The organism is Mycobacterium sp. AMU20-3851, assembly GCF_043974665.1.
Taxonomy (GTDB): domain Bacteria; phylum Actinomycetota; class Actinomycetes; order Mycobacteriales; family Mycobacteriaceae; genus Mycobacterium.
Genome location: NZ_CP146371.1, coordinates 1,176,878 through 1,199,628 on the forward strand (window position 1 = coordinate 1,176,878; position 22,751 = coordinate 1,199,628).

Annotated in this window: 24 protein-coding genes; 17 read left to right on the forward strand and 7 right to left on the reverse strand. The window is 68.4% G+C overall.

Going from position 1 to position 22,751, the window contains the following annotated elements:
• The first annotated feature begins 8 nt into the window (after positions 1 to 8).
• Together V4U86_RS05835 and V4U86_RS05840 are read left to right on the forward strand one after the other, a co-directional pair.
• Complete coding sequence (locus tag V4U86_RS05835; protein ID WP_395310343.1) at positions 9 to 563, forward strand: GNAT family N-acetyltransferase; 555 nt, start codon at positions 9 to 11, stop codon at positions 561 to 563.
• 35 nt (positions 564 to 598) lie between these two features.
• A complete protein-coding gene (locus V4U86_RS05840; RefSeq protein ID WP_395310344.1) occupies positions 599 to 940 on the forward strand; it encodes a DUF1801 domain-containing protein in 342 nt (113 codons plus the stop codon).
• A 29-nt stretch (positions 941 to 969) separates the two neighbouring features.
• Here V4U86_RS05840 and V4U86_RS05845 read toward each other — a convergent pair whose 3' ends face one another.
• The 3 genes from V4U86_RS05845 to V4U86_RS05855 are packed head-to-tail and all read right to left on the reverse strand — an operon-like array spanning position 970 to position 3,107.
• A complete protein-coding gene (locus V4U86_RS05845; RefSeq protein ID WP_395310345.1) occupies positions 970 to 1,716 on the reverse strand; it encodes a DUF72 domain-containing protein in 747 nt (248 codons plus the stop codon).
• Positions 1,716 to 2,372 carry a UdgX family uracil-DNA binding protein gene (locus tag V4U86_RS05850; protein WP_395310346.1) on the reverse strand — a complete coding sequence of 219 codons (657 nt, stop codon included), beginning with the start codon at positions 2,370 to 2,372 and terminating at the stop codon, positions 1,716 to 1,718. Before V4U86_RS05850 ends, V4U86_RS05845 begins: the two co-directional genes overlap by 1 nt.
• A 27-nt stretch (positions 2,373 to 2,399) precedes the next feature.
• Complete coding sequence (locus V4U86_RS05855; protein ID WP_395310347.1) at positions 2,400 to 3,107, reverse strand: guanylate cyclase; 708 nt, start codon at positions 3,105 to 3,107, stop codon at positions 2,400 to 2,402.
• 27 nt (positions 3,108 to 3,134) lie between these two features.
• Between V4U86_RS05855 and V4U86_RS05860 the strand changes: the two genes are divergently transcribed.
• Positions 3,135 to 3,296: a hypothetical protein gene (locus tag V4U86_RS05860; RefSeq protein WP_395310348.1), complete on the forward strand. Its 162-nt coding sequence runs from the start codon at positions 3,135 to 3,137 to the stop codon at positions 3,294 to 3,296.
• Positions 3,297 to 3,366: 70 nt separating this feature from the next.
• On the opposite strand, the gene V4U86_RS05865 is transcribed toward V4U86_RS05860, so the two are convergent.
• Both V4U86_RS05865 and V4U86_RS05870 read right to left on the reverse strand, forming a co-directional pair.
• On the reverse strand, positions 3,367 to 6,225 hold the full coding sequence (locus V4U86_RS05865; protein ID WP_395310349.1) for an aminotransferase: 2,859 nt from the start codon (positions 6,223 to 6,225) through the stop codon (positions 3,367 to 3,369).
• A complete protein-coding gene (locus tag V4U86_RS05870) occupies positions 6,222 to 7,022 on the reverse strand; it encodes an alpha/beta fold hydrolase (protein ID WP_395311922.1) in 801 nt (266 codons plus the stop codon). Before V4U86_RS05870 ends, V4U86_RS05865 begins: the two co-directional genes overlap by 4 nt.
• A 152-nt stretch (positions 7,023 to 7,174) precedes the next feature.
• Here V4U86_RS05870 and V4U86_RS05875 point away from each other — a divergent pair, with 152 nt between their 5' ends.
• From V4U86_RS05875 to V4U86_RS05935, 13 genes are all read left to right on the forward strand, one after another.
• On the forward strand, positions 7,175 to 7,825 hold the full coding sequence (locus V4U86_RS05875) for a TetR/AcrR family transcriptional regulator (RefSeq protein ID WP_395310350.1): 651 nt from the start codon (positions 7,175 to 7,177) through the stop codon (positions 7,823 to 7,825).
• Between the two features lie 166 nt (positions 7,826 to 7,991).
• Positions 7,992 to 8,771: an MlaE family ABC transporter permease gene (locus V4U86_RS05880; protein ID WP_395310351.1), complete on the forward strand. Its 780-nt coding sequence runs from the start codon at positions 7,992 to 7,994 to the stop codon at positions 8,769 to 8,771.
• 8 nt (positions 8,772 to 8,779) lie between these two features.
• Entirely contained in the window at positions 8,780 to 9,610 is an 831-nt protein-coding gene (locus V4U86_RS05885; RefSeq protein WP_395311923.1) for an ABC transporter permease, read from the forward strand.
• Between the two features lies 1 nt (position 9,611).
• Positions 9,612 to 11,078, forward strand: a complete 1,467-nt coding sequence (locus V4U86_RS05890; RefSeq protein WP_395310352.1) for an MCE family protein — start codon at positions 9,612 to 9,614, stop codon at positions 11,076 to 11,078.
• Between the two features lie 39 nt (positions 11,079 to 11,117).
• On the forward strand, positions 11,118 to 12,149 hold the full coding sequence (locus tag V4U86_RS05895) for a virulence factor Mce family protein (protein ID WP_395310353.1): 1,032 nt from the start codon (positions 11,118 to 11,120) through the stop codon (positions 12,147 to 12,149).
• A complete protein-coding gene (locus V4U86_RS05900; protein WP_395310354.1) occupies positions 12,146 to 13,516 on the forward strand; it encodes an MCE family protein in 1,371 nt (456 codons plus the stop codon). The genes V4U86_RS05895 and V4U86_RS05900 overlap by 4 nt, the downstream gene beginning before the upstream one ends.
• Positions 13,513 to 14,853, forward strand: coding sequence for an MCE family protein (locus V4U86_RS05905; RefSeq protein WP_395310355.1), 1,341 nt, complete (start codon positions 13,513 to 13,515; stop codon positions 14,851 to 14,853). Before V4U86_RS05900 ends, V4U86_RS05905 begins: the two co-directional genes overlap by 4 nt.
• Positions 14,850 to 15,974 (forward strand): MCE family protein, encoded by a 1,125-nt coding sequence (locus V4U86_RS05910; RefSeq protein WP_395310356.1) that lies wholly within the window; start codon positions 14,850 to 14,852, stop codon positions 15,972 to 15,974. The genes V4U86_RS05905 and V4U86_RS05910 overlap by 4 nt, the downstream gene beginning before the upstream one ends.
• A 1-nt stretch (position 15,975) precedes the next feature.
• Positions 15,976 to 17,442: an MCE family protein gene (locus tag V4U86_RS05915; protein ID WP_395310357.1), complete on the forward strand. Its 1,467-nt coding sequence runs from the start codon at positions 15,976 to 15,978 to the stop codon at positions 17,440 to 17,442.
• Positions 17,406 to 18,089, forward strand: a complete 684-nt coding sequence (locus V4U86_RS05920; protein WP_395310358.1) for an Mce protein — start codon at positions 17,406 to 17,408, stop codon at positions 18,087 to 18,089. Before V4U86_RS05915 ends, V4U86_RS05920 begins: the two co-directional genes overlap by 37 nt.
• Positions 18,086 to 18,733 (forward strand): hypothetical protein, encoded by a 648-nt coding sequence (locus V4U86_RS05925; protein ID WP_395310359.1) that lies wholly within the window; start codon positions 18,086 to 18,088, stop codon positions 18,731 to 18,733. Before V4U86_RS05920 ends, V4U86_RS05925 begins: the two co-directional genes overlap by 4 nt.
• 4 nt (positions 18,734 to 18,737) lie before the next feature.
• Entirely contained in the window at positions 18,738 to 19,646 is a 909-nt protein-coding gene (locus V4U86_RS05930) for an alpha/beta fold hydrolase (RefSeq protein ID WP_395310360.1), read from the forward strand.
• Positions 19,636 to 20,904, forward strand: a complete 1,269-nt coding sequence (locus V4U86_RS05935; RefSeq protein ID WP_395310361.1) for a WS/DGAT domain-containing protein — start codon at positions 19,636 to 19,638, stop codon at positions 20,902 to 20,904. Before V4U86_RS05930 ends, V4U86_RS05935 begins: the two co-directional genes overlap by 11 nt.
• 50 nt (positions 20,905 to 20,954) lie before the next feature.
• Here V4U86_RS05935 and V4U86_RS05940 read toward each other — a convergent pair whose 3' ends face one another.
• The gene (locus tag V4U86_RS05940) at positions 20,955 to 21,362 is read right to left on the reverse strand and encodes a RidA family protein (RefSeq protein ID WP_395310362.1); all 408 of its coding nucleotides are present in this window, start codon (positions 21,360 to 21,362) and stop codon (positions 20,955 to 20,957) included.
• Positions 21,359 to 21,964: a TetR/AcrR family transcriptional regulator gene (locus tag V4U86_RS05945; protein ID WP_395310363.1), complete on the reverse strand. Its 606-nt coding sequence runs from the start codon at positions 21,962 to 21,964 to the stop codon at positions 21,359 to 21,361. Before V4U86_RS05945 ends, V4U86_RS05940 begins: the two co-directional genes overlap by 4 nt.
• Positions 21,965 to 21,988: 24 nt before the next feature.
• Between V4U86_RS05945 and V4U86_RS05950 the strand changes: the two genes are divergently transcribed.
• Positions 21,989 to 22,738: an SDR family NAD(P)-dependent oxidoreductase gene (locus V4U86_RS05950; RefSeq protein ID WP_395310364.1), complete on the forward strand. Its 750-nt coding sequence runs from the start codon at positions 21,989 to 21,991 to the stop codon at positions 22,736 to 22,738.
• The last annotated feature ends 13 nt before the right edge of the window (positions 22,739 to 22,751 follow it).

Genomic DNA, 22,751 nt, shown 5'->3' on the forward strand with positions numbered 1-22,751 from the left:
CGAGCATCGTGACTATCCGACCCGCGACTGCGACCGACCTCGACGCTGCTGCCGCCGCCCTGGCCGCTGCGTTCGACGCCTACCCCTGGACACGATGGGCGATCCCGCAGGACGGCTACGCGGACCGGTTGCATCGGCTGCAACGGCTCTATCTCGGCTACGCACTGGACGAGGGCATCGTGCTGGTCGACGACGACCTGCGCGCCGTGATCTCGCTGCTCCCGCCCGATGCGCCGGAGCCTGCCCCCGATATACAGCAGGCGGTGGCCGGGTTGCACGGTGATCGGCTGGATGTCCTTGCCGCCGCCAACGTTCCGCCGCAGTCGGACGGCGCGTGGAATCTGGCCACCGTCGGTGTGCACCCGGACAGTCAAGGTGCCGGGCTAGGCGGCGCCGTGATCGAGGCGGGGCTCGCCGCGGTCGGGAACGCCGCGGTGGCCCTGGAAACCGTCGGCGAGCGCAACGTGCGGCTCTACGAGCGGGCCGGGTTCGACGTCACCGCCATCACACGGATCGAGCACGGGCCGGTGGTCTATTCGATGCTGCGGCCGGCGGGGCATTGACCGATCGCAGCGACATCCGTCGTACATTGGTGGCCATGGCACAGGACTGGCGCACCGCTCGGGTCGAGGAGATCCGCGCATTGATCAAGCAGGCCGAACCGGACGTGGTCGAAGAGATGAAGTGGCGCAAGCCGTCGAATCCCGATGGCGTACCGACGTTTTCGCTGGACGGCCTGATCTGCACGGTGGAGACCTACAAGGACAAGGTGAAGATGACCTTCGCCAAGGGCGCCTCGATGCACGACCCGGACGGACTGTTCAACGCGAGCCTGGACGCCGGTGTACGGCGCGCCATCGATCTGCGTGAGGACGACCGCCTGGACCCGGGGGCCTTCAAGGCCCTGATCAGCGAGGCCGTCCAGGTCAACCGCAGTTAGCCGTCGGTAGCGGTCGGCCGAGCAGTGCGCTACTCGATTCGGGTCACCCGCTCGGACACCAGCGCCGACAACTGCCGCGCATCGCGCACCGCATGCCCGCCGAGGTCATTGTTGAAATACACCAGCACATCTCGGCCCTCCCGGTCCCACACCCGGATCTGCTCGGCCCACCGGCGCAGTTCGGCGTCGCTGTAGCCGCCCGCGTAGATGGGGGCGTCATCGGGCCCGTGCAATCGCAGGTAGGCCAGGCCCGCGGTGGCCGTGACGATGCACGGCAACCCCGGCCCGCTCATCACGACGTAGGCGGCGTCGTGTCTGCGCAGGATGTCGTACACCGCCGAGGCATCCCAGGAGGGATGGCGCAGTTCCATCGCCACCGGAATCTCGTCGGGCACGGCGGTCAGGAAGTGATCCAGCCGTTCGTCGTCGCGTTCCTGGGCGGGATGCAATTGCACCAGCAGCGCGGCGCGGCGGTCGCCGAGCTCGGCCCATCCCGCGGCGATGCGCTCGATCCACTGCTCCGGCTCCTTGAGCCGACGGGCGTGTGTCAGACCCCGAGATGCCTTGACCGTCATGGTGAAACCTTCGGGCAGCCGCTCCCGCCACCCGGCGAAGGTCGATGGTTTCGGCCACCGGTAGAAGCTGGCGTTCAATTCGACGGTGTCGAACTCGGCGGCGTAGACATCGAGGCGCCGCGCCGTTGGCAGGCCTGGCGGGTACAGCACTTCTCTCCAGTGGTCGTACGACCAGCCGGAGGTGCCGATGCGCACCGCCATCAGCGTCGCTGCCCGGCCGTGTCGAGCAGTCCCGCGGCGGTGCCGAGATCGTGGACCAGATCGTCGAACCCGGCGGCGCGACGCTCCGCCGGTCCACGAAGTACCGACGACGGGTGCGGCGTGGCCACGACGGCATAATCCGTCTCCGGCGCGTGCAGTACCTCGCCGCGGTGCTCGGTCAGCCGGAAGTCGTTACCGAGCAACGCCTTTGCCGCCGTCGCGCCGAGCAGCACCACCACCTCCGGCTCGACCGCCTGCAGCTCGGCGAACAGCCACGGCCGGCAGGCCACCACCTCGGTCCGGCTGGGGGTCTTGTGGATACGGCGCTTGCTGCCGGATGCGCGGGTGAACTTGAAATGCTTGACCGCGTTGGTCAGATACACCTGTCCGCGGTCGATGGCCGCGGCGGCCAGCGCCTTGTCCAGCAGGCGGCCCGCCGGCCCGACGAACGGCTCCCCGGCGCGGTCCTCCCGGTCACCCGGCTGCTCGCCGACCAACAGCATCCGCGCCGACGCCGGGCCGGTACCGAACACCGTCTGCTCGGCATCGCGGTACAGATCGCACCCCCGGCACCCGGCCGCGGCGTCGGCCAGCGAGACCAGGTCCCGTGCGTCCGGCAGGTAATCCTGGGCACTCTCACCCGGTGCTGCGGCCATGACGGGCGGGTACCCGCAGGCCGGCTGTTACACGCGCACCGGGTCCACCCGGACCGCGATCTCCTCTCCGAGGCGGTAGCCCGGCGCGAGTGACAGGTGATCGCCGCTCCAGAACTTGCCGGGGTCGAAGTAGTTCTCCCGCTTCTCCGTGCTGAGCAGGCCCATCTCTTCGTAGGTGATGGCCACCGTCTCGGCGCAGTACGCCGTCTCCAACCCGGCCGCGCGGCGCCGCTGCTTGTCCCGTTCCGCGGATTCGCGCACCTTGCGGTGCACGAACGGCAGGCCGCGGGTGAAATCGCTGATGATCGGCAGCCGTCCACGCAGCCAGCGTCCGGTCAGGCGTGCCGTGGAGGGAAAGGCGGTGCCGTTCATCCGGGCCACCACCTGCAGCATCCGGTCCTCCTGCTCGCGGGTGACCGCCGGGGTGAGCTGGCGCAGCCAGGCCTTCTGCCCGTACTCGTGCACCCAACGTTCGGCGACCTCGCGGGCGTCGTTGAGCTGCACTCCGCGATGGTGGGTGCCGGTCCACAGATCGAGCAGCTTCTGGCCCAGTTCGGCATGCCAGATCAGCGGCGGCAGGTCGTCGACGGCCACCGTCATGCCGACGTGGTTGACCGGCGCGTTCGTCAGCGTCTGGATCGCCCGGTCGGGGCCGGAACCGCCGCGGAACAGCCAGATGTCGCCGGTGCGGGTCTCCTCCAGCGCCCGGGACAGGGACACCGTGTTCGCGTTCACGACCGCAGCTTAGGCAGAATCTCGTCCATGAAGGGCATCTGGAAGTGGGTCGGGCTGGCCGGTGTCGCCGGAGTCGTCGCCGGCGGGGTGTTGGTCGCCCGGGATCAGCGGGTCCGCAAGTCGTACACGCCCGAGGACATCCGGGCCCGGCTGCATCAGCGTCTCGCCGAGGCGGAATCCGCCGGGTAGCCGCGAACGTGCGGATACTCGCCCAGAACTACGGCGTGTCGGCCTCGGACCCGCACGCTCGCGGGGAAGGTTAAAAGCCCTCGGTGAGCACCCGGTCCAGGGTGTCCACGTAGAAGTCCGCACCGCCGAGGTCGATACACAACGGCGGCTTGGTCTTCAGGATGTTCTGGTGATCACCGGTCGGCTGGATGATGACACCGAGTTCGAGCATCCGCTCGCAGATCGCCTGCGTCTCCTCGGTGGCCGGTTCCAGCGTGACCGGGTCGCGAATCAGTTCCACCCCCAGATACAGACCCATCCCGTGCACGGTGCCCACCAGCGGGTGCTTGTCGCGCAGGCCCAGTAGCCGGTTCTTCAGATGCCCGCCGACGCGCAGGGCGTTGTCCTGCAGGCCTTCCTCGGCGAGCACATCGAGCACCGTCAGGCCGATCGCACAGGACAGCGGGCTGCCGCCGGTGGAAGAGAAGAAATACCCCTGAGACCGGAACGCCTCGGCAATGGCGCGGGTGGTGATCACCGCGCCCAGCGGGTAGCCGTTGCCGGTGGCCTTGGCCACCGACACGATGTCGGGCACCACCTGCTGCTGCGGGAAACCCCAGAACCAGTGCCCGAGCCGGCCATAGCCGACCTGCACCTCGTCGGCGATGGCCAGCCCACCGGCCGCCCGCACCGCGGCGTACACCTGCTGCAGGTAGCCGTCGGGCAGGGCCATCCCACCGGCGTTGCCGTACACCGGTTCACAGATGAAGGCCGCAGGTGCCCGGCCGCCGGCGGCCAGCTGCTCGATCTGGGCCACCGCCTCGGTGGCGTAGCGGTGCGCATCGGCCCCGCGGTACTTGCCGCGGAAGCTGTTCGGCGACTCCACCGTGTGCACCCAGTCGGGGCGGGTGGCCAGCGCGTTCGGATTGTCGGCCGTCGATGTGGACACCGCGTCGGTGGCGTAGGTCCACCCGTGGTAGGCCTCGCGCACCGCGACGACATCGCGGCGTCCGGTTGCCGCGGTCGCCAACCGGATCGCGAGATCGCTTGCCTCCGAACCGGAGTTGACCAGAAACACGGTGTCCAACGGGTCGGGCAGCGTGGCGGCGATCCGCTCGCTGAACTCGACGACGGCCGAATAGTTGAACCGTGAATTGGTGTTGAGCCGGCGCAACTGCGCGGCCGCGGCGTCGGCGACCCGCGGATGGGCATGGCCGAGCACCGTGACGTTGTTGACCATGTCGAGGTAGGCCCGGCCGGCCGTCGACATCAGGTAGTGCCGGTATCCGCGTTCGATCTGCGGCGGGTTGCGGTAGTAGCGTTCCTGCACCTTGGCGAAGCTGTCGTCGCGGCGCTCGAGCAGGTCACGGCCCGAGGGTTCGGGCATCGGGTCGAGTCCCAGAACCGTTCGGGGATCGCGGGACAACGCCAGCCAGCCGGGTGCCAGTTCTGCCGAGGTGTACTCCGGCGCCACCGGCGCACCCGATGGCCGTACCGCCAACCGGGTCCAGCGGCCCTGCCCGATCACCCCGAGATGCTCGCCGGCGTGCACATGCCCGGGTGCGGTGCTCGACTCGGCCCCGGTCAAGGTCATCTCGAAATCCAATCCGCGCAACGTGATCCGATCGTCGGACCGTTCGATCACCTGTCCGTCCCAGGGGGCCAGCACCCGGGTCGTGGTGGCGGGCCACAGTCCGATGCCGGTCTCGACGGTCTCGGGGCTGGTGTGCGAGAGCAGCGGCGCGCGGTCAAGGCGTGGCTGCCCGAACCGGGTGAGCACCAGTTCGGCGCCGTCGCGCACCGCGGCGGCGGCCGCGACGTCGGCGTCATCCAACGTGTCCGAGAGGTCCAGGGTCAGCACGGCTTCGGGTTCGAGACCGGCGATCAGCCGGTTCTCCACCTCGGGCTGTTGCGGCACATCCGACAGCCCGAGTTCGGTGAGGATCAGTGCGGTCATCACCGCCATCGGCACCGAGGTGGCCTGGGTGAACATCCGCCACTCGTCGTCGGACTGCTCGGTGATGTACGCGTTGTCGGGGTCCAGTGCGCCCTGCTGGGCGCCGCTGACAATGAGCACCGCGGTGCGCAGCACCAACAGCGGCCACAGGGCGTGCGCCTCGGATCGCCGCAGCGGTCGCACCGCGTGAAAGGCCTTGACGCCCGGCAGGATCGAGGCCGGATCGTTGCCGCGATGTCCGAGCACGGAGGACAGCGTGATGGCCAATTCGGACACCGCCCAGGTATCGGACAGGTCGCCGAAATCGATGACCCCATCGGGGAGCCCGTCCGCGCCGGCCACCGTATTCGCGTCCGTCAGATCCAGATGCACCGCCTGGCGCGGCAACTCGTCGGCAACCGGGGCGATCTCGGCCCAGGCTTCGCGTGCCGCCGCCAGGATCTGCTCGCGGTGCTGCGGGACATGTGCGACGAGTTCGGTGACGACCTCGTTGCCGTACCGCAGGTCCCACTGCAGGATCCGGTCCAGCCCGGGATGGCTGAAGCCGGCCAGCGCCACGCTCACCCGGCCGGTGAGCGCACCCATCGCTGCCACGACCGAAGGCGGCAGGTAACCGCGGTCGTTGAGGGTGCCGCCGGCCAAGAACGGCAGTAGGCGCACATTCGGGGCGGGCTCGGTGTCGTGCGCCGGCAGCGGTGTGGCCACCCGCAATTCGGGGCATGCGCGGGCGATCAACTCCGCCGCGGCGTCCTGGGCGGCCAGTTCGGCCTCGGAGAACGCCGGGTTGGCGATCTTCAACACCGCGACGGGTTCACCACCCTCGGACACCAGGAAGTTGCAGTCCTGCTGACTGCCGAGCGAGGCGACCTCGCCCCGGGAGCCGTACCAGCGGGCCAGTAACTCGGCGGCCTGCGCTTCGGTGAGCTGAGGTGCCGGTAGCGCGGGCTGCTCCAGGAAATTAAAACCGGAGCAGCCCGAGGACTTCTCGCTCACCTGTCGACGAACCTCACGACGACCTCGGTGAACGCATCGTTGTCGTCGCCGGCGGCGGTGTGACCCGCCTCGGAGAGTTCGACGAACTCGGCTTGGCGCACCTTCTGCAGGAAGTCACGCACGCCTTCCTCGGAGACCACGTCGGAGAGCTTGCCGCGGATCAGCAGGATGGGCACCGTCAGATTCGTCGCAGCGGCCTCCAACTTGTCCGACCGCGCGAACGGATCATCGCTCGGCTTGGTCAGGAACGCCGGATCCCAGTGCCAGTACCACCGGCCGTCACGCAGTCGGAGGTTCTTCTTCAATCCCTCTGTGCTGCGCGGTTTCGGCCGGTGCGGCAGGTAGGCGGCCACCGCGTCGGCGGCCTGCTCCAGGGAATCGAATCCGTCGATGTTGCTGAACATGAAGTCCCGGATCCGGGCGCTGCCACCCTTTTCGAAGCGCGGCACCACATCGACGAGGATCAGCTTGGTCACCAACTCCGGGCCGGCCTCATGGGCAGCCTGGATGCCGGTGAGGCCGCCCATGCTGGCGCCGACCAGCGCGACCGGCCTGCCGATCTGGTAAAGCACCTGCAGCACATCGGCGCTCAGCGACTCCACGTCATAGCTGGCGGTCGGGGAGCGGTCGCTGTCGCCGTGGCCGCGGCTGTCCAGCGCGATCACATGCATGCCGCGATCGGCGAGGATCTGGCCGGTGTTCTTCCAGGAGTGCCGGTTCTGGCCGCCGCCGTGCAGCATCAGGACGGTCGGGCCGGTGACCTCGGTGTCCCGATTCCATTCGTCGGCGACCAACATCAGGTCGTCGACGCCGCGAAACGTCACGGTCTGCGGTGCGCTCTTCGCCTTGCTCACGAACATCCTCTCGCCGGCCTGCGGCTCACGTTACTGACCGGGCGTCGCGATTTGGTGTCGGGCCGCGGTTCCGGGGGTAACTAGAATCGGTGGCCGTGCAGTCTGTGCCATCCGGGCAACCCAGCGGTGACGAACGCGACCGAATCGTCGAATCGACCTTTGACTGTCTGTTCGAGCCGCACCAGGGTCCGGTGCACGTCTCGGCGATCCTGGCCCGGGCCGAGGTGTCCAGCCGGGCGTTCTACCGGCATTTCGAGTCCAAGGACGATCTGTTCCTGGCGATGCTCGGGCAGGTCACCGAGCTTCTCGCCGTCGCGCTCGACGAGATCGCCGCACCGGACGCTCCCGGTGACCCGGATCCGCTGAGCCGGCTGCGGGCCTGGCTGGACCGGATGTTCACGCTGGCCAGCAGCACCGAGCTGCATCGCTACCTGGCCGTCGTCGACTGCGACGAGATGCGATCGGCGAAGGGCTATCGGGAGGCGCGGGAACAGTCGCGAGTGCGCCGGGAATCCTCGCTGGTCGCGATCCTGGCGATGGGTCTTGCGGACGGGTCGTTCCCGTTGACCGAGCCGGAGTCGGACGCGATCGCCATCGCGGCATTGGTGAGCCGGGAGCTGACCTCGGCACGGATCTACGATCCTGCCCAGGTCCCGGTGGCGCGCGACCGCGTGGAGCGCTTCGCATTGCGTGCGCTGGGCGTAGTGGCGGCCAACACAGTGAACAGCGACACTACTGCACAGTAACTGCGGCCCGCCCAACCGGGTGGTCGATGTTGCTGACGGGAAAATCGTTATGTACGTTCTTCCGCATCCATGGCGGTGACTCTGGTCATATGGTGGTTCGAACAGTGAGCTCTCGGAAGGAATGCATGGCTATGCGTGCACCGCGCAGGTCTAGGCCGGTCACCTGATGGCGGCCCAAAGCGCCGTCCCGGATGTGGTCGCCAAGCCGGTGCGCGCATTCGGCGGGTTCTTCTCGATGACGCTCGACGTGTTCACGTTGATGTTCCGGCCGCCGTTCGCCTGGCGCGAGTACATCCTGCAGTCCTGGTTCGTGGCACGGGTTTCGCTGCTGCCGACGCTGATGCTGACGGTGCCCTACACCGTGCTGCTGACCTTCACCTTCAACATCCTGCTCACCGAGTTCGGCGCCGCCGACTTCTCCGGCACCGGTGCCGCGCTGGGCACTGTCACCCAGATCGGGCCGATCGTCACGGTGTTGGTGATCGCCGGTGCCGGCGCCACCGCGATGTGTGCCGACCTCGGCGCCCGAACGATCCGCGAAGAGCTCGACGCGCTGCGCGTGATGGGCGTGAATCCGATTCAGGCCTTGGTGATTCCGCGGGTGTTCGCGGCGACCACGGTCTCGCTGGCGTTGTCGGCCACCGTGGTGCTCGTCGGCCTCACCGGTGCCTACCTGTTCTGCGTCTACGTCCAGCACGTCTCGCCGGGCGCTTTCGTGGCCGGCCTGACCCTGATCACCGGCCCCACCGACGTGTTCATCGCCCTCATCAAGGCTGCCCTGTTCGGTCTGACCGCCGGCCTGATCGCCTGCTACAAGGGCATTTCGGTGGGCGGCGGGCCGGCCGGTGTCGGTAACGCGGTGAACGAGACCGTGGTGTTCACCTTCATGGCGCTGTTCGCCATCAACGTGGTCGCCACCGCCGTCGGCGTGAAGGCGGGCACGTGACGAGCGTGATGGGCGTCCGGTTGAGACGCGGCGTCGGCAGTGTCGTCACGAGCTGGAACCAGGTGGGGGAGCAGACCCAGTTCTTCGGGCGCACCCTGATCTCCATCGGGGACGTCTTCATCCGCTACCCGAAGGAACTCATCCGGCTGATCGCCCAGATGGGCCTCGGTGCGGGCGCTTTGGCCATCATCGGCGGCACCGTCGCCATCGTCGGCTTCCTGACCGTCAGCACCGGCGCACTCGTCGCTGTGCAGGGCTTCAACCAGTTCTCCGAGATCGGCGTCGAGGCGCTGACCGGTTTCGCCTCGGCATTCTTCAACGTCCGGCTCATCGCGCCCGCGACGACCGCGATCGCGTTGTCGGCCACCATCGGTGCCGGTGCCACCGCCCAGCTCGGTGCGATGCGGATCAACGAGGAGATCGACGCGCTCGAAGTGATCGGCATCCGCAGCATCGCCTATCTGGCGTCCTCGCGGGTGATCGCCGGCGTCATCGTCGTGATCCCGCTGTACTGCGTCGGTGTGCTGGCGTCCTTCTGGGCGGCCAAGTTCGGGACCACCGCCATCTACGGGCAGTCCACCGGTGTCTACAACCACTACTTCGACACGTTCCTCAACCCCACCGACCTGATCTGGTCGTTCGTACAGTCGATCGCGATGGCGATCGTCATCATGCTGGTGCACACCTACTACGGGTTCACCGCCAGCGGCGGCCCGGCGGGTGTCGGTGAGGCGGTGGGGCGCGCGGTGCGCACCTCGCTGATCATCTCCGCGTTCGTCGTGGTGATGATCTCGCTCGCCGTGTACGGGCAATCCGGCAACTTCAACCTGGCCGGCTGATATGACGACGACTGCGAAACGCAAGGGACTGGCCCCGGGCTGGTGGACGCTGCTGCTGGTGCTGCTCATCATCTTCGCCATCTGGCTGTCCTACTCGCTGTTCACCGGGACGCTGCGCAGCTACGTCCCGGTCACGCTGACCGCCGACCGGTCCGGCCTGGTGATGGAGACCAACGCCAAGGTCAAGCTCAACGGCGTGCAGGTCGGCAAGGTCGTCGCGATCAGCGGCGGCAACTCCGAGAGCGCCCACCCGGTCCAGTTGCGGCTGGACATCTACCCGGACCAGATCCAGTACATCCCGGCCAACGTTCAGGCCCGGATCCGGGCCACCACCATCTTCGGCGCCAAGTTCGTCGACCTCGTGTTCCCGGAGAACCCGGTAACCGAGCGCCTGCAGGCCAATCAGGTGCTCGAATCGCAGAACGTCACCACAGAGGTCAACACCGTCTTCCAGAACCTGGTCGGCGTCCTCAATCAGATCGACACCGCGAAGCTGAACAGCACGCTGACGGCACTGGCCGAAGGTGTCCGCGGCCAGGGTGAGCGCATCGGGCAGGCCACCACCGACGCCAACCAGGTGCTGCTGGCCCTGAACCCGCGCGCCGAGACCGTCCGCGCGGACTGGCAGGCACTGCAGGGCGCCGCCGACGTGTACAGCGATGCGGCACAGAACATCCTGACCACGCTGGACGCCGCTGCCACCACCTCGGTGACGGTGTCCGAGCGCGCCCGCCAACTCGATGCGCTGTTGTTGGCCACCACGGGTCTGTCCAACAAGGGCATCGAGCTGCTCGCCCCGAACAAGGACAACCTGATCAAGGCCGTCAACACGCTGCGGCCCACCGTGGACCTGCTGCACAAGTACAGCCCGACCTACACCTGTCTGTTCACCGGCGCGAAGTACCTGCTGGACCACGGCGGCTATGAGGCCACCGGCGGCAACGGCAAGTCCCTCATCCTGGACGCGGCCATCGCCCTCGGTGACGACCCGTACCGCTACCCGCATCACCTGACCGTGGTCGGCGCCAAGGGCGGGCCGGGCGGCAAGCCCAGCTGCGGTTCGCTGCCGATCGTCGACGACAACTGGCCGGTGCGTCAGCTGGTCACCAACACCGGCTTCGGCACCGGAATCGACCTGCGGCCCAACCCGGGTATCTCGTTCCCGGCCTACGGCAACTACCTTCCGGTCACCCGTGCGGTGCCCGAACCGCCGAGTATCCGAAACACCTGGGGCGGACCGGCGATCGGACCGATCCCGTACCCGGGTGCACCCGCCTACGGCGCCCAGCTGTACGCACCGGACGGCACCCCGCTGTGGCCGGGTCTGCCGCCCGCCCCGCCGCCGGGCGCGCCGCGCGAACCCGGGCCGACCCCGGGCTCGGAACCGTTCACCGTCGTCGCACCCGGTGTGCAACCCACACCGCTGCCCCCGACACCGCTGCCCGTACCGGCAGCACCCGGCCCCTGACCGCTATCGACAGACACCGTTGAGGAGAACCAGCAAGCCATGAAAGACAATCTGGGGGGCGCCATCTGGCGCCTCACCATCTTCCTGGCAGTGTGTCTGCTGGGTGTCTTCGGCCTGTTCGCGATCTTCTCCCAGCTGCGATTCGGCGAGGGAGAGTCGCAATACCGCGCCGAGTTCACCAATGTCAGTGGCATGGAACCCGACGACTTCGTCCGGATCGCGGGCGTCGAGGTCGGCAAGGTCGGCAAGCTGGCGATGCGTGACGACGGCAGCGTCCTGGTCGATTTCACCGTCGACGAGTCGGTGGTGCTCACCGAGGGCACCCGCGCCATCATCCGGTACGACGACCTCATCGGCGGCCGCTACCTGGCGTTGGAGGAGGGCACCGGGGACACCAGCCGCCTGCAGCCCGGCGCCACGATCCCGTTCGCGCGCACCGCACCCGCGCTGGATCTCGATTCGCTGATCGGTGGTTTCCGGCCGTTGTTCAAGGCGTTGGATCCCGACCAGATCAACGCGCTGTCCGGCCAGTTGATCAGCGCGCTGCAGGGTCAGGGCGCCACCATCGGGTCCTTCCTCACCCAGACCGCCGCGCTGACCAACACGCTGGCCGACCGTGACCAGTTGATCGGGGAGGTCATCGTCAATCTCAACACCGTGATGGGTTCCCTGGGCGACCAGAACGAACAGTTCGCCAAGGGCGTCGACGGGCTCTCCGAACTGATCGACGGGCTGGCCGAGCGGCGCACCGACATCGCCGACGGCCTCGCCTACACCAACGCCGCGGCCGGCAGCATCGCAGATCTGCTCGCCGAGGCCCGCCCGCCGTTCGCCAAGACGATCCAAGAGACCGACCGGACCGCGGGTGTGGTGCTCGCCGACCACGAGTACTTCGACAACCTGATCAACACGCTGCCCGACGCCTATCAGGCGTTGGCGCGGCAGGGAATCTACGGTGACTTCTTCAGCTTCTATCTCTGCGACATCGTGCTCAAGCTGAACGGCAAGGGCGGCCAGCCGGTGTACGTGAAGGCGGCCGGGCAGAGCACCGGGAGGTGCACGCCGAAGTGAAGTCCTTCGCAGAACGCAACCAACTGGTCGTCGGCGCGGTCGGCCTGACCGTCATCGCCGCGATCATCCTCGGCGCGCTGAACTACGACAAGCTGCCGTTCCTCAACCGCGGTAAGGATTATTCGGCGTACTTCGTCGAGGCCGGCGGGATCCGCAGCGGCGCCTCGGTGCAGGTGTCCGGTATGCGGGTCGGCCACGTCGACTCCGTGGAACTCGACGGCCAGCAGGTGCTGGTGAAATTCACCGTCGACAGCAATGTGCGCATCGGTGACCGCAGCGAGGCCGCGGTGCGGACCAAGAGCCTGCTGGGCACCAAGATCCTGGAGGTCACCCCGCGCGGTGAGGGCTCGCAGCGCGGCACCATCCCGGCCGACCGCACCACGCCCGCCTACCAATTGCCGGATGCCCTCGGCGATCTCGCGACCACCATCAGCGGTCTGAACACCGACCAGCTCTCGGATTCGCTGCGGGTGATCTCCGAGACGTTCGCCGACACCCCGCCCGATCTCAAGGTCGCCATCGAGGGCGTGGCCCGGTTCTCCGAGACCCTCAACGAGCGTGACGCCGAACTGCGCGGCCTGCTGAGCAACGCCAACAAGGCCACCACGGTGCTCGCCGAGCGCAGCGACCAGATCGTCACACTGGTCCGAAGCAGCAATGCGCTACTGGCCGAACTGCGCAGCCAAACCGCTGCGCTGGACGCGATCTCGGGCAACATCTCGGCGTTGAGCCGTCAGCTGCAGGGCTTCATCAACGAGAACGACGAGACGATGAAGCCGGCGCTGGAGAAGCTCAACGGCGTGCTCACCATCCTGGACAACCGCAAGGAACGACTGCAGAAGTCGCTGAAACTGATGCACGCCTACGCCATGTCGCTCGGCGAGTCCGCGGCATCGGGGCCGTTCTTCAAGTCCTACGTCGCCAACCTGCTGCCCGGTCAGTTCGTGCAGCCGTTCGTCGACGCCGCATTCTCCGACCTGGGCCTGGATCCGAACGTGCTGCTGCCGTCCGAACGCCACGACCCGGGCGTCGGACAGGCAGGCACCCCCGCCATGCCGATCCCGTTCCCGCGCACCGGCCAGGGCGGCGAGCCGCGCATGACGCTGCCCGATGCGATCACCGGCAACCCGGGCGATTTGGGCTGTGGGCCTCCGGGCATCCCGCTGCCGGGCCCGACCGGTTGCTACCCGTATCGCGAGCCGATTCCGCCGGGTCCGCCCGGTGGGCCGCCGCCCGGACCGCCGGCCATCGCGCCGCCGGGCATGGAGTCGGCGCCGGTCGGTCCGCAGCCCGTACTGGTGCCCGCTCCGGGTGAACCGGTGCCGCACGGCGCCGGATCCGGTACCGAACCGGGGGCAGGACAATGAGCACACCATCGAAACAGAGCACCAAGCGGATCTCGCTGCTGGTGGTGCTGGTGCTGATCCTGGCCGCAGGCATCTTCGCGGTCACCCGGGTCACCGACACGCTCAACCGCACCAACGTGGTGGCCTACTTCGACAACAGCAACGGCATCTTCGAGGGTGACGACGTCGTCATCCTCGGTGTGCCGGTCGGGCGGATCGCCAAGATCGAGCCAGAGCCCGAGCGGGTGCGGATCTCGTTCTGGTACGACAGCAAGTACAAGGTGCCCGCCGGGGCCAACGCCGCGATCCTGTCGCCGATGCTGGTGACGTCGCGGGCAATTCAGCTGACCCCGACGTACACCGGCAGCGGCCCGGTGCTGGAGAACGACGCCGTCATCCCGCAGGAGCGCACCGTCGTCCCGGTGGAGTACGACGACTTCCGGGCACAGCTGGAACGCATCACCGAGAATCTGCAGCCCACCGAACCCGGCGGCGTCAGCACGCTGGGCTCGGTGATCAACACCGCCGCGGACAACCTGCGCGGTCAGGGTGCGGACATCCGCGCGACGCTGGTCAAACTGTCCCAGGCCTTTTCGGCCGTCGGCGACCACAGCACCGACGTGTTCTCCACGGTGAAGAACCTGTCCATCCTGGTGTCCGCGCTGCAGGACAGCACCACCGTGATGCGGCAGCTCAACCAGAACCTGGCCTCGGTGTCGGGCACGCTGGCCGACAACCCCGACGAGGTCGGCAACGCGGTGCAGGACCTCGCCGACACCGTCGGGCTGGTGCAGAACTTCGTGGCCGACAACCGCGAAACCCTGGGCACCACATCGGACAAGCTGGCCGGGGTGAGCCAGGCGCTCAACGACAGTCTCGACGACGTCAAGCAATTCCTGCACGTGGCGCCGACGACGCTGCAGAACTACATCAACGCCTACCAGCCGGCCCAGGGCGCGATGTCCACCGTGCCGGTGATCAACAACTTCGCCAACCCGATCACCTTCCTGTGCGGTGCGGTGCAGGCGGCCTCGCGTCTCGGTGCCGAGCAGTCGTCCAAGCTGTGCGTGCAGTACCTGGCGCCGATCATCAAGAACCGCCAGTACAACTTCCCGCCGATCGGGCAGAACCTCGCCGTCGGCGCCTTCGCCCGGCCGAACGAGATCACCTACAGCGAGGACTGGTTGCGCCCGGATTACATTCCGCCGCCGGGCCCGGCACCCGCGGCACCGCCCGCCGCACCGGCACCTGCGACGCCCGTTCCGGGCGGGCCGCCGCTGGCCGCCGAATCGGTCGCGGCAACCAACCCGGCCGACGGCCTGCCCGGCATGATGGTGCAGACGGGAGCGGGATCGTGAACAAGACCCGTCTCGGAATCGGCGTGCTCGCCGTGGCGCTGGCCGCCACCGGATGCTCATGGAAGGGCATCAACTCGGTGGCGCTGCCCGGCGTGGAAGGAAAGGGCCCGGGCGCCTACACGATTCAGGCGCAGATGCCCGACGTCGACAACCTCGACCAGAACTCCCGGGTCCGGGTCAACGACGTCACCGTCGGCAACGTGACCGGCATCGAGCGTCAGGGCTGGAACGCACTGGTCACCATGAGCCTCAACGGCGACGTGGTGCTGCCCGCGAACGCCACCGCCACCCTCGGGCAGACCAGCCTGCTGGGCTCGCAGCACATCGAACTCGCGGTGCCCACCGACGCCGAACCCACCGGACGGCTGAAGCAGGGGTCGGTGATCCCGCTGGAATCCGCCGGCGCGTACCCGACCACCGAACAGACGCTGGCCGCAATTTCGTTGCTGCTCAACGGCGGTGGTGTCGGCCAGGTGCAGGACATCACCCAGGCGTTCAGCACCGCCTTCACCGGCCGCGAGGCCGACCTGCGCAGTCTGATCACCGAGTTGGACAAGTTCATCGCCTACACCAACGATCAGAAGGGCGACATCATCGCCGCGGCGGAGAGCCTGAACTCCCTCGTCGGCCAGGTCGCCGAGCAGAAGCCGGTGGTGGATCGGGCGCTGGAGACCATTCCCGAGGCGTTGCAGGTGCTCAAGGATCAGCGAAATCAGCTGTCCGAGGCCCTGGTTCAGCTGGGCCGGTTCAGCGCACTGGCGGCCGACTCGGTGAACCAGACCAAGGAATCGCTCGTCGCGCAGCTCAAGGCGCTCGGGCCGACGCTGCAGGAGCTGGCCAACGCCGGGCCCGCGCTGACCCGTGGCCTGAGCATCCTGACCACCTACCCGTTCCCCAAGGAGACGCTCACCAACTGGATGCGCGGCGACTACGCCAACCTCACCCTGGTGGTGGACCTGACCCTGAGCCGGATCGACCAGGGCATCTTCACCGGCACCCGGTGGGAGGGCGACCTGACCGAATTGGAGATGCAGTGGGGCCGCACCATCGGGCAGCTGCCCAGCCCCTACACGGGGGCGAACCCGCTGCTCGTTCCGTACCGCTGGGATCAGGGGCGCTGACATGATTCTGACCAGACGGATCCTCACCCAGCTGGCGATCTTCATCGCCATCTCGATCGTCGCGATCGGCATCATGGCGTTCGGCTACATGCGGCTGCCGAACCTGCTCTTCGGCGCCGGGCACTACCGGGTCAGCCTGGAGCTGCCCGAGACCGGTGGTCTGTACCCGCGCAGCAACGTCACCTACCGCGGCACCCAGGTGGGCCGCGTGGAAAGCGTCGGCCTCACCGAGCGGGGCACCGTCGTCGCCGAGCTGTCGCTCGACGACAAGGTGGACATCCCGGCCGACCTGCAGGCCCAGGTGCACAGCCGCTCCGCGGTCGGCGAGCAGTTCGTGGAACTGCTGCCGCGCAGCGGCGGCGGCCCGGCGCTGCGCGACGGCGACGTCATCTCGATCGAGGACACGACGGTGCCGACGGACGTCAACAGCCTGCTGGACGCCACCAACCGGGGTCTGGCGGCCATCCCGAACGACAACCTGCGAACCGCCGTCGATGAGGCCTACCTCGCCGTCGGCGGGCTGGGACCGGATCTGTCCCGGCTGGTGAAGGGTTCAACCCAGCTGGCCATCGACGCGCGGGCCAACCTCGATCCGCTGGTCAACCTGATCGACCAGTCAAAACCGGTGCTGGACACCCAGATCGACACCGGCGACTCGGTGCGGGCCTGGGCCTCGAACCTGGCGACCATCACCGATGAACTACGCGACCACGACGACGCGGTGCGCGGTCTGCTGGAGCGCGGCCCCGGTGCCGCCGAAGAGGTGCGCGCCCTGTTCGATCGACTGCAGCCGACGCTGCCCGTCGTGCTGGCCAACCTGGTCAGCGTCGGTGAGGTCGCGCTGGCCTACAAGCCGTCACTGGAGCAGCTGTTGGTGCTGTTCCCGCAGGGCACCGCGGTCAACCAGGCGACCGGCCTGGCGAGCCGGCACACCAGGCAGAACTACAAGGGTGCCTATCTGAACTTCAACCTGAATCTGAATCTGCCGCCGCCATGCAACACCGGCTTCCTGCCCGCCCAGCAGGTGCGCGCCCCGGCGCTGGAGGATTACCCGGACCGGCCGCCCGGCGACATCTACTGCCGTGTCCCGCAGGATTCGGCGTTCAATGTGCGCGGCGCCCGTAACCTGCCGTGCATCACGGTGCCCGGCAAACGCGCCCCGAACTGGAAGATGTGCGAGAGCGACGAGAACTACATCCCGCTCAACGACGGCTTCAACTGGAAGGGCGATCCGAACGCGACGTTGTCGGGTCAATCCGTCCCGCAGTTGTGGCCGGGCTCACAGCCAGCGGAAATGGCTCCAGCCCCGGCTCCGGCCCCGCCGCCGATCGCATCCGCTGAGTACGACCAGCAGAGCGGCACGTACGTTGGACCGGACGGCCAGGTGTACACGCAATCGAACCTGGCCCGTACCGCGAACGAGGAGCAAACATGGCAGACGATGCTGCTACCCCCTCCGGGGAAGTGAGCGAGTCCGCATCCCGAGCTGACGCAGTAGCCGACACCGCCGCCGTCGAGGAGACCACCGAGACCCCCGAGGCCTCCGTCGAGGAAGCCGAGGGCGCCGAGGGCGCCGAGGGCGCCGAGGATTTCGACGAGGCAGAGGCGGTAGCCACCGTCAAGCCGCCCATGTCGCATGTCCGGCTGGCCACCATTGTCGGACTGGCGGTGGTCCTTGCGCTGGCGGGTCTGGTCGGCTGGCTCGGGTTTCGCACCTACGAGTCGCAGAACCTGGAGGCCAAGCGCGAGCTGTTCCTCCAGGTCGGCCGGCAGGGCGCGATCAATCTGACCACCATCGACTGGGAGCATGCCGAAGCCGACGTGCAGCGCATCCTGGATTCGGCGACCGGCGCGTTCTACGACGACTTCCAGCAGCGCGCGGCCCCGTTCGTCGAGGTGGTCAAGCAGGCGCAGTCGAAGTCGGTCGGCACCGTCACCGAGGCGGGCCTGGAATCCGAGTCCGACTCCGAAGGGCAGGTACTGCTCGCGGTGACGGTCAAGACGTCCAATGCCGGTGCGCAGGAACAACAGCCGCGACTGTGGCGGATGCGCGTCACCGTTCAGGACATGGGCGACGACCAGGTGAAGGTTTCCAACGTGGAGTTCGTACCGTGACCGAGAAGAACACCGAACCCGACGCCGTCGAGCCCACCGCCGACGCCGAGTCCACCGCCGTCGAGCTGGACAAGGCAGGCGAGACCGTCGAGACGACCGAACCCGCCGAATCGGCAGAATCGGGCGATGCGGTCGTCGCCGACGCCCCGAAGAAGCGGTCCACCGACTGGTCGCGGGTGCTTGCCTACGGGATCCTGCCCGCCCTGGCGCTGATCCTGGCCGTTGCCGCCGGTTACCTGAAATGGCAGGACAATTCGGTGCGCGACGGGGACACCGCCCGCATCGAGTCCGTCCAGGCGGCCAAGGACAGCACCATCGCGCTGCTGTCCTACAAGCCGGACACCGTCGAGCAGCAGCTCACCGACGCTCGCTCCCTGCTCACCGGTGACTTCGCGCAGGCCTACACCGACCTGACCACCGACGTCGTGATCCCGGGCGCCAAGGAGAAGCAGATCTCCGCGGTGGCAACGGTTCCGGCGGCGGCCTCGGTGTCGGCCGAGCCGGACCGCGCGGTGGTGCTGGTGTTCGTCAACCAGACCGTCGTGGTCGGAGCCGACGCCCCGACCGACACCGCATCCAGCGTCCGGGTGACGCTGGAAAAGCACGACGACCGCTGGCTGATCTCCGCATTCGATCCGGTATAGCGGCATGACCGGCTCCGTCGAGGTCGTCACCGACGATGTCACCCTGCGCACGCTGACGTGGGGTGACTGGGACAACCCGGACGCGCCGGTTGCGGTGTGCCTGCACGGATTTCCGGACACTGCGCACGGCTGGCGGGCCGTGGCCCCACAGCTGGCCGACGCCGGCTGGCGGGTGGTCGCCCCGTTCATGCGCGGCTACGCACCGTCCTCGTTGTCCGCCGATGGCAGTTATCACGTCGGTGCCCTGATGGATGACGCGCTGCGGGTGCTGGAGGCGGCCGGACCCACCGGCCGTGACATCGTCATCGGCCACGACTGGGGCGCGATCACCGGCGCCGGCCTGGCCGCGATGCCGGACAGCCCGTTCGACAAAGCGGTCATCATGTCGGTGCCGATGCCGGCGGCGTTCCGTCCGCTGGGCCGGGTGCCGGGCGGGGCCAAGCTGGCCGCGCAGTTGCCCCGCCAGCTGCTGCGCAGCTGGTACATCCTGTTCTTCCAGCTGCCCGGGCTGCCGGAGCGTTCGGCCACGCGGGTGGTGCCCAAGCTGTGGCGGGACTGGTCCCCGGGCTACGACGGCGCCGAGGATGCCCGGACGGTGCTCGCCGCGATCGGTGAACCGGCGAATTGGCGTGCCGCACTGGGCTATTACCGGGCGATGGTGCGGGGCTCGGGGCCGCCCGCGCGGTACGCCGCGCTGCACCAGCGCTGGCTGGAGGCGCCGGTGTTGCCGATGCTGTACCTGCACGGCAGTGACGACGGTTGTGCGTCACCGGACTACATCGAATGGGTGCGGCGGGTGCTGCCGGCGGAAAGCGCGGCGCACGTGGTCGACGGCGGTGGGCATTTCCTGCAGCTCGACCAACCCGCCGGCACCGCCGCCCGCATCCTGGATTTCATCGGGCGTGGCAGCTAACCGGCTCACCGCGGTCGACGCGCAGATGTTCTGGATGTCCTCCAGGATGCCCAACGACACCTTCTTGTTGTACGGGTTCGAGGGTGTACCAACAGATCTGGATGCCGCGCTGGCACAGCTGGCGGTCGCGGCCGGACGCAGCCCGGATTTGACCCGGCGGGTGAGCGACGCGGAACCGTGGCGCTACCCGAGTTGGGTGCCGCATCAGGTCGACCCGGGGCAGTTCCGGGTGCACGACCTCGAAGACGGTTCCTGGTCGGACTGCCTGGCTGCCGTGGTCACCCTGGTCGACGACCAGCTCGACGCCACCGTGACGCCCTGGCGGCTGCATGTCTTTCCGGGAGTGCGCGGGGTCCCGCAGATCGATGGCTGCGCCACCGTCGCGGTCCTGCAGATCACCCACGTGCTCGGCGGTGGGGGCCGGACCTGCGGCCCGGCCGCGGTGATGTTCGGGCGTGACGCCGAGGTGCCCGCCGTGACACCGGTGTACGGGAATCCGCTCACGCTGCCCTGGCGCAGTCTGCAGGCGGCGCGCACCCATCAGCAGCTGATGCGCGACACGCTGGCCGGCAGCGTGCCGCCGGCCGCCGCGCAGTGCACGCCGCTGCGGACCAATGACCGGCCGGAGGGGCCGCGGGGCATGCGCACCGTCGTGCGCGACCGTGCCCAGCTGGCCGGGGCCACCGTCACCGTCGCCGCGCTGGCCGCCATCTCCGAGGCGCTGGCCGACCAGTTGCGCGACCTCGGCACCGATCCCACCATGCTCGGCGCGCTCGGCGCCGAGGTCACCATGGCCAAGGCCGGTCCGCGCCGGGCGTACAACCATTTCGGCACCGTCGGGGTCGGGCTGCGTCCGGAACTGCCGCGGGAGGAACGGCGCGCCGCGATCGCCACCGAACTGGCGGCCCGCAAGCAACGCGCCGCCCATCCGGCCATGCGTGCCTCCGAACGCGCCTTCGACGCGACTCCGGCCCGGCTGTTGCGCTGGGGGATAAGCCATTTCAACCCCGAAACACGATCGGTGACGGTCACCGGCAACACCGTGGTGTCCAGCGTTAACTGCGGGGCAGCCGATTTCAGCTTCGCCGGAGCGCCGGTCCGGCTGGCCGCGGCGTTCCCCGGGCTGTCCCCGATGGTCGGGATCACGCACTGCGTGACCGGGGTGGGGGACACCATCACCCTCAGCGTCTTCGCGGCCGAATCGGCGATCGAGGACATCGACACCTATGTGGACCGGCTGGAGGCCGCCCTCTCGTGATCTGTGGAGTCTCGTCCGTCACCATGACGGTTGATGCCACAGTCGCAGGGCTAGCGGACCGCGGTGGCGGTGAGTTCCAGCAGCTGCTGCGGGTGGATGAAGCTCGCGCAGCCGATCCAGGTGCTGGTGGGGCGGTGTTGGCCGGTCCAGTCCCGCAGGAGCGGCACGCACCGGGCCAATCCGGGCATATCGGTGGTGTAGATGGTCCAGGCCACCAGCCTGCTGCGGTCGGTGCCCGCCGCGGTCAGTGAGCGGTCGAGCATCTCCAGCACGTACTTCAGCTGTTCGGTCAGGTCGGTGCTCACCACGTCGACCTCGCCGCCGGCATCGGTCAGCGGGGCGATCCCGGAGACGTACACGGTGTCGCCGGCCACGACGGTCTGCACGATGCCGAGGTCGGCGAACAACTCGGCGCTCAGATAGCCGATATCGGGGACCGAGCGGTGGATCTCGGTCATGCGGCACCCCGCAGGTTGCGAATGCCGACGTCGAGCGCGGCCTCCAGATAACCGATGTCGCCGGTCGCCACGAGGATTCCGACCCCGCCCTGCACGCCGGCCAGCAGTGCGGCCGCGGCCCGGTCGGCGTCGACGCGGGCGTCGATCTTTTCCTGTTCCTGCATGACGCGCACCCCCGCGGTGATTTCGTCATGCCAGCGGCGCATCAGCGCTTCGGTGACGGCCTGCGCACCGGGCGTGCTGCGTCCGATCTCGGACATCAAGGTGCTGAGCGGGCAGCTCTGCCCCTGACGGCGGTACCGCTCCACGACGGCGTCGCGCCAACGCTGCCACGCAGCCCAGGAATTCAACGCGCCCAGATGCGGCTGCTGATCGGCAAGTACCTGTTCGGCCTCGTGGCGGGCCACCTCCAACAGCAGTTCCTCCTTGCCGCCGGGGAAATAATGGAACAGCTGACTTTTCGAGGTCGCGGTGCGGGCCCGGATGTCGTCGAGGGTGGTCAGCGCGATGCCGCGTTCACGGATCTCGGCGGCGGCGCCCTCGACGATGCGCTGTCGGGTGGCGGCACCCTTGCGCGTCAGATTTTGGACTTGCGGGTCCATTTTTATCGGCCTACATATGGACTCATGAGTCCAAACATTACGCGGTTCGCAGGCCGCACAGCACTGGTCACCGGATCCACCGGCGGTCTCGGCGTCGCCGTCGCCCACGCCCTGGCCGCCGAGGGGGCGCACGTCATCGTCACCGGCCGCAGCGCCGAACGAGGTGACGCCGTCGTCGCCGACATCCGCGCGAGAGGCGGGAGCGCGAGGTTCGTCGCGGCCGACCTGGCGGCGGGCGAGAGCGCGGTCCGCGTGTTGGCCGCATCCGCCGGGGAGGTCGACATCCTGGTCAACAACGCCGGCATCTGGTCCACGCCGGAGCCGACCGAGGACATATCGGAGGCGACCCTGCTGGCGTCCTACCGGGCCAACGTGGTCGGCCCGTTCCTGCTGACCGGTGCGCTGGCGCCGGGTATGGCCCGCCGCGGCCACGGCGCCATCGTCAACATCGGGTCCATCACCGGCCTGATCGGCGGAGACAAGTCGGCGTTGTACAACTCGACGAAGGCGGCCGTGCATTCGCTGACGAAATCATGGGCGGCCGAGTTCGGCCCGTCCGGCGTCCGTGTGAACGCCGTCGCGCCGGGCCCGATCGCCACCGAGCGCGCCGCCGAATCTGCCGACCATGTCGCTCCGGTGCTGGCCCGCATCCCGTCGCGGCGGATGAGCACGCCCGAGGAGGTCGCTGCGGCGGTGCTGTTCCTGGCCTCCGACGAAGCGGCAAACATCCACGGCGCGGTGCTCAGCGTGGACGGGGGGTGGGCAGCGACGTAACAGATGCCCTAGA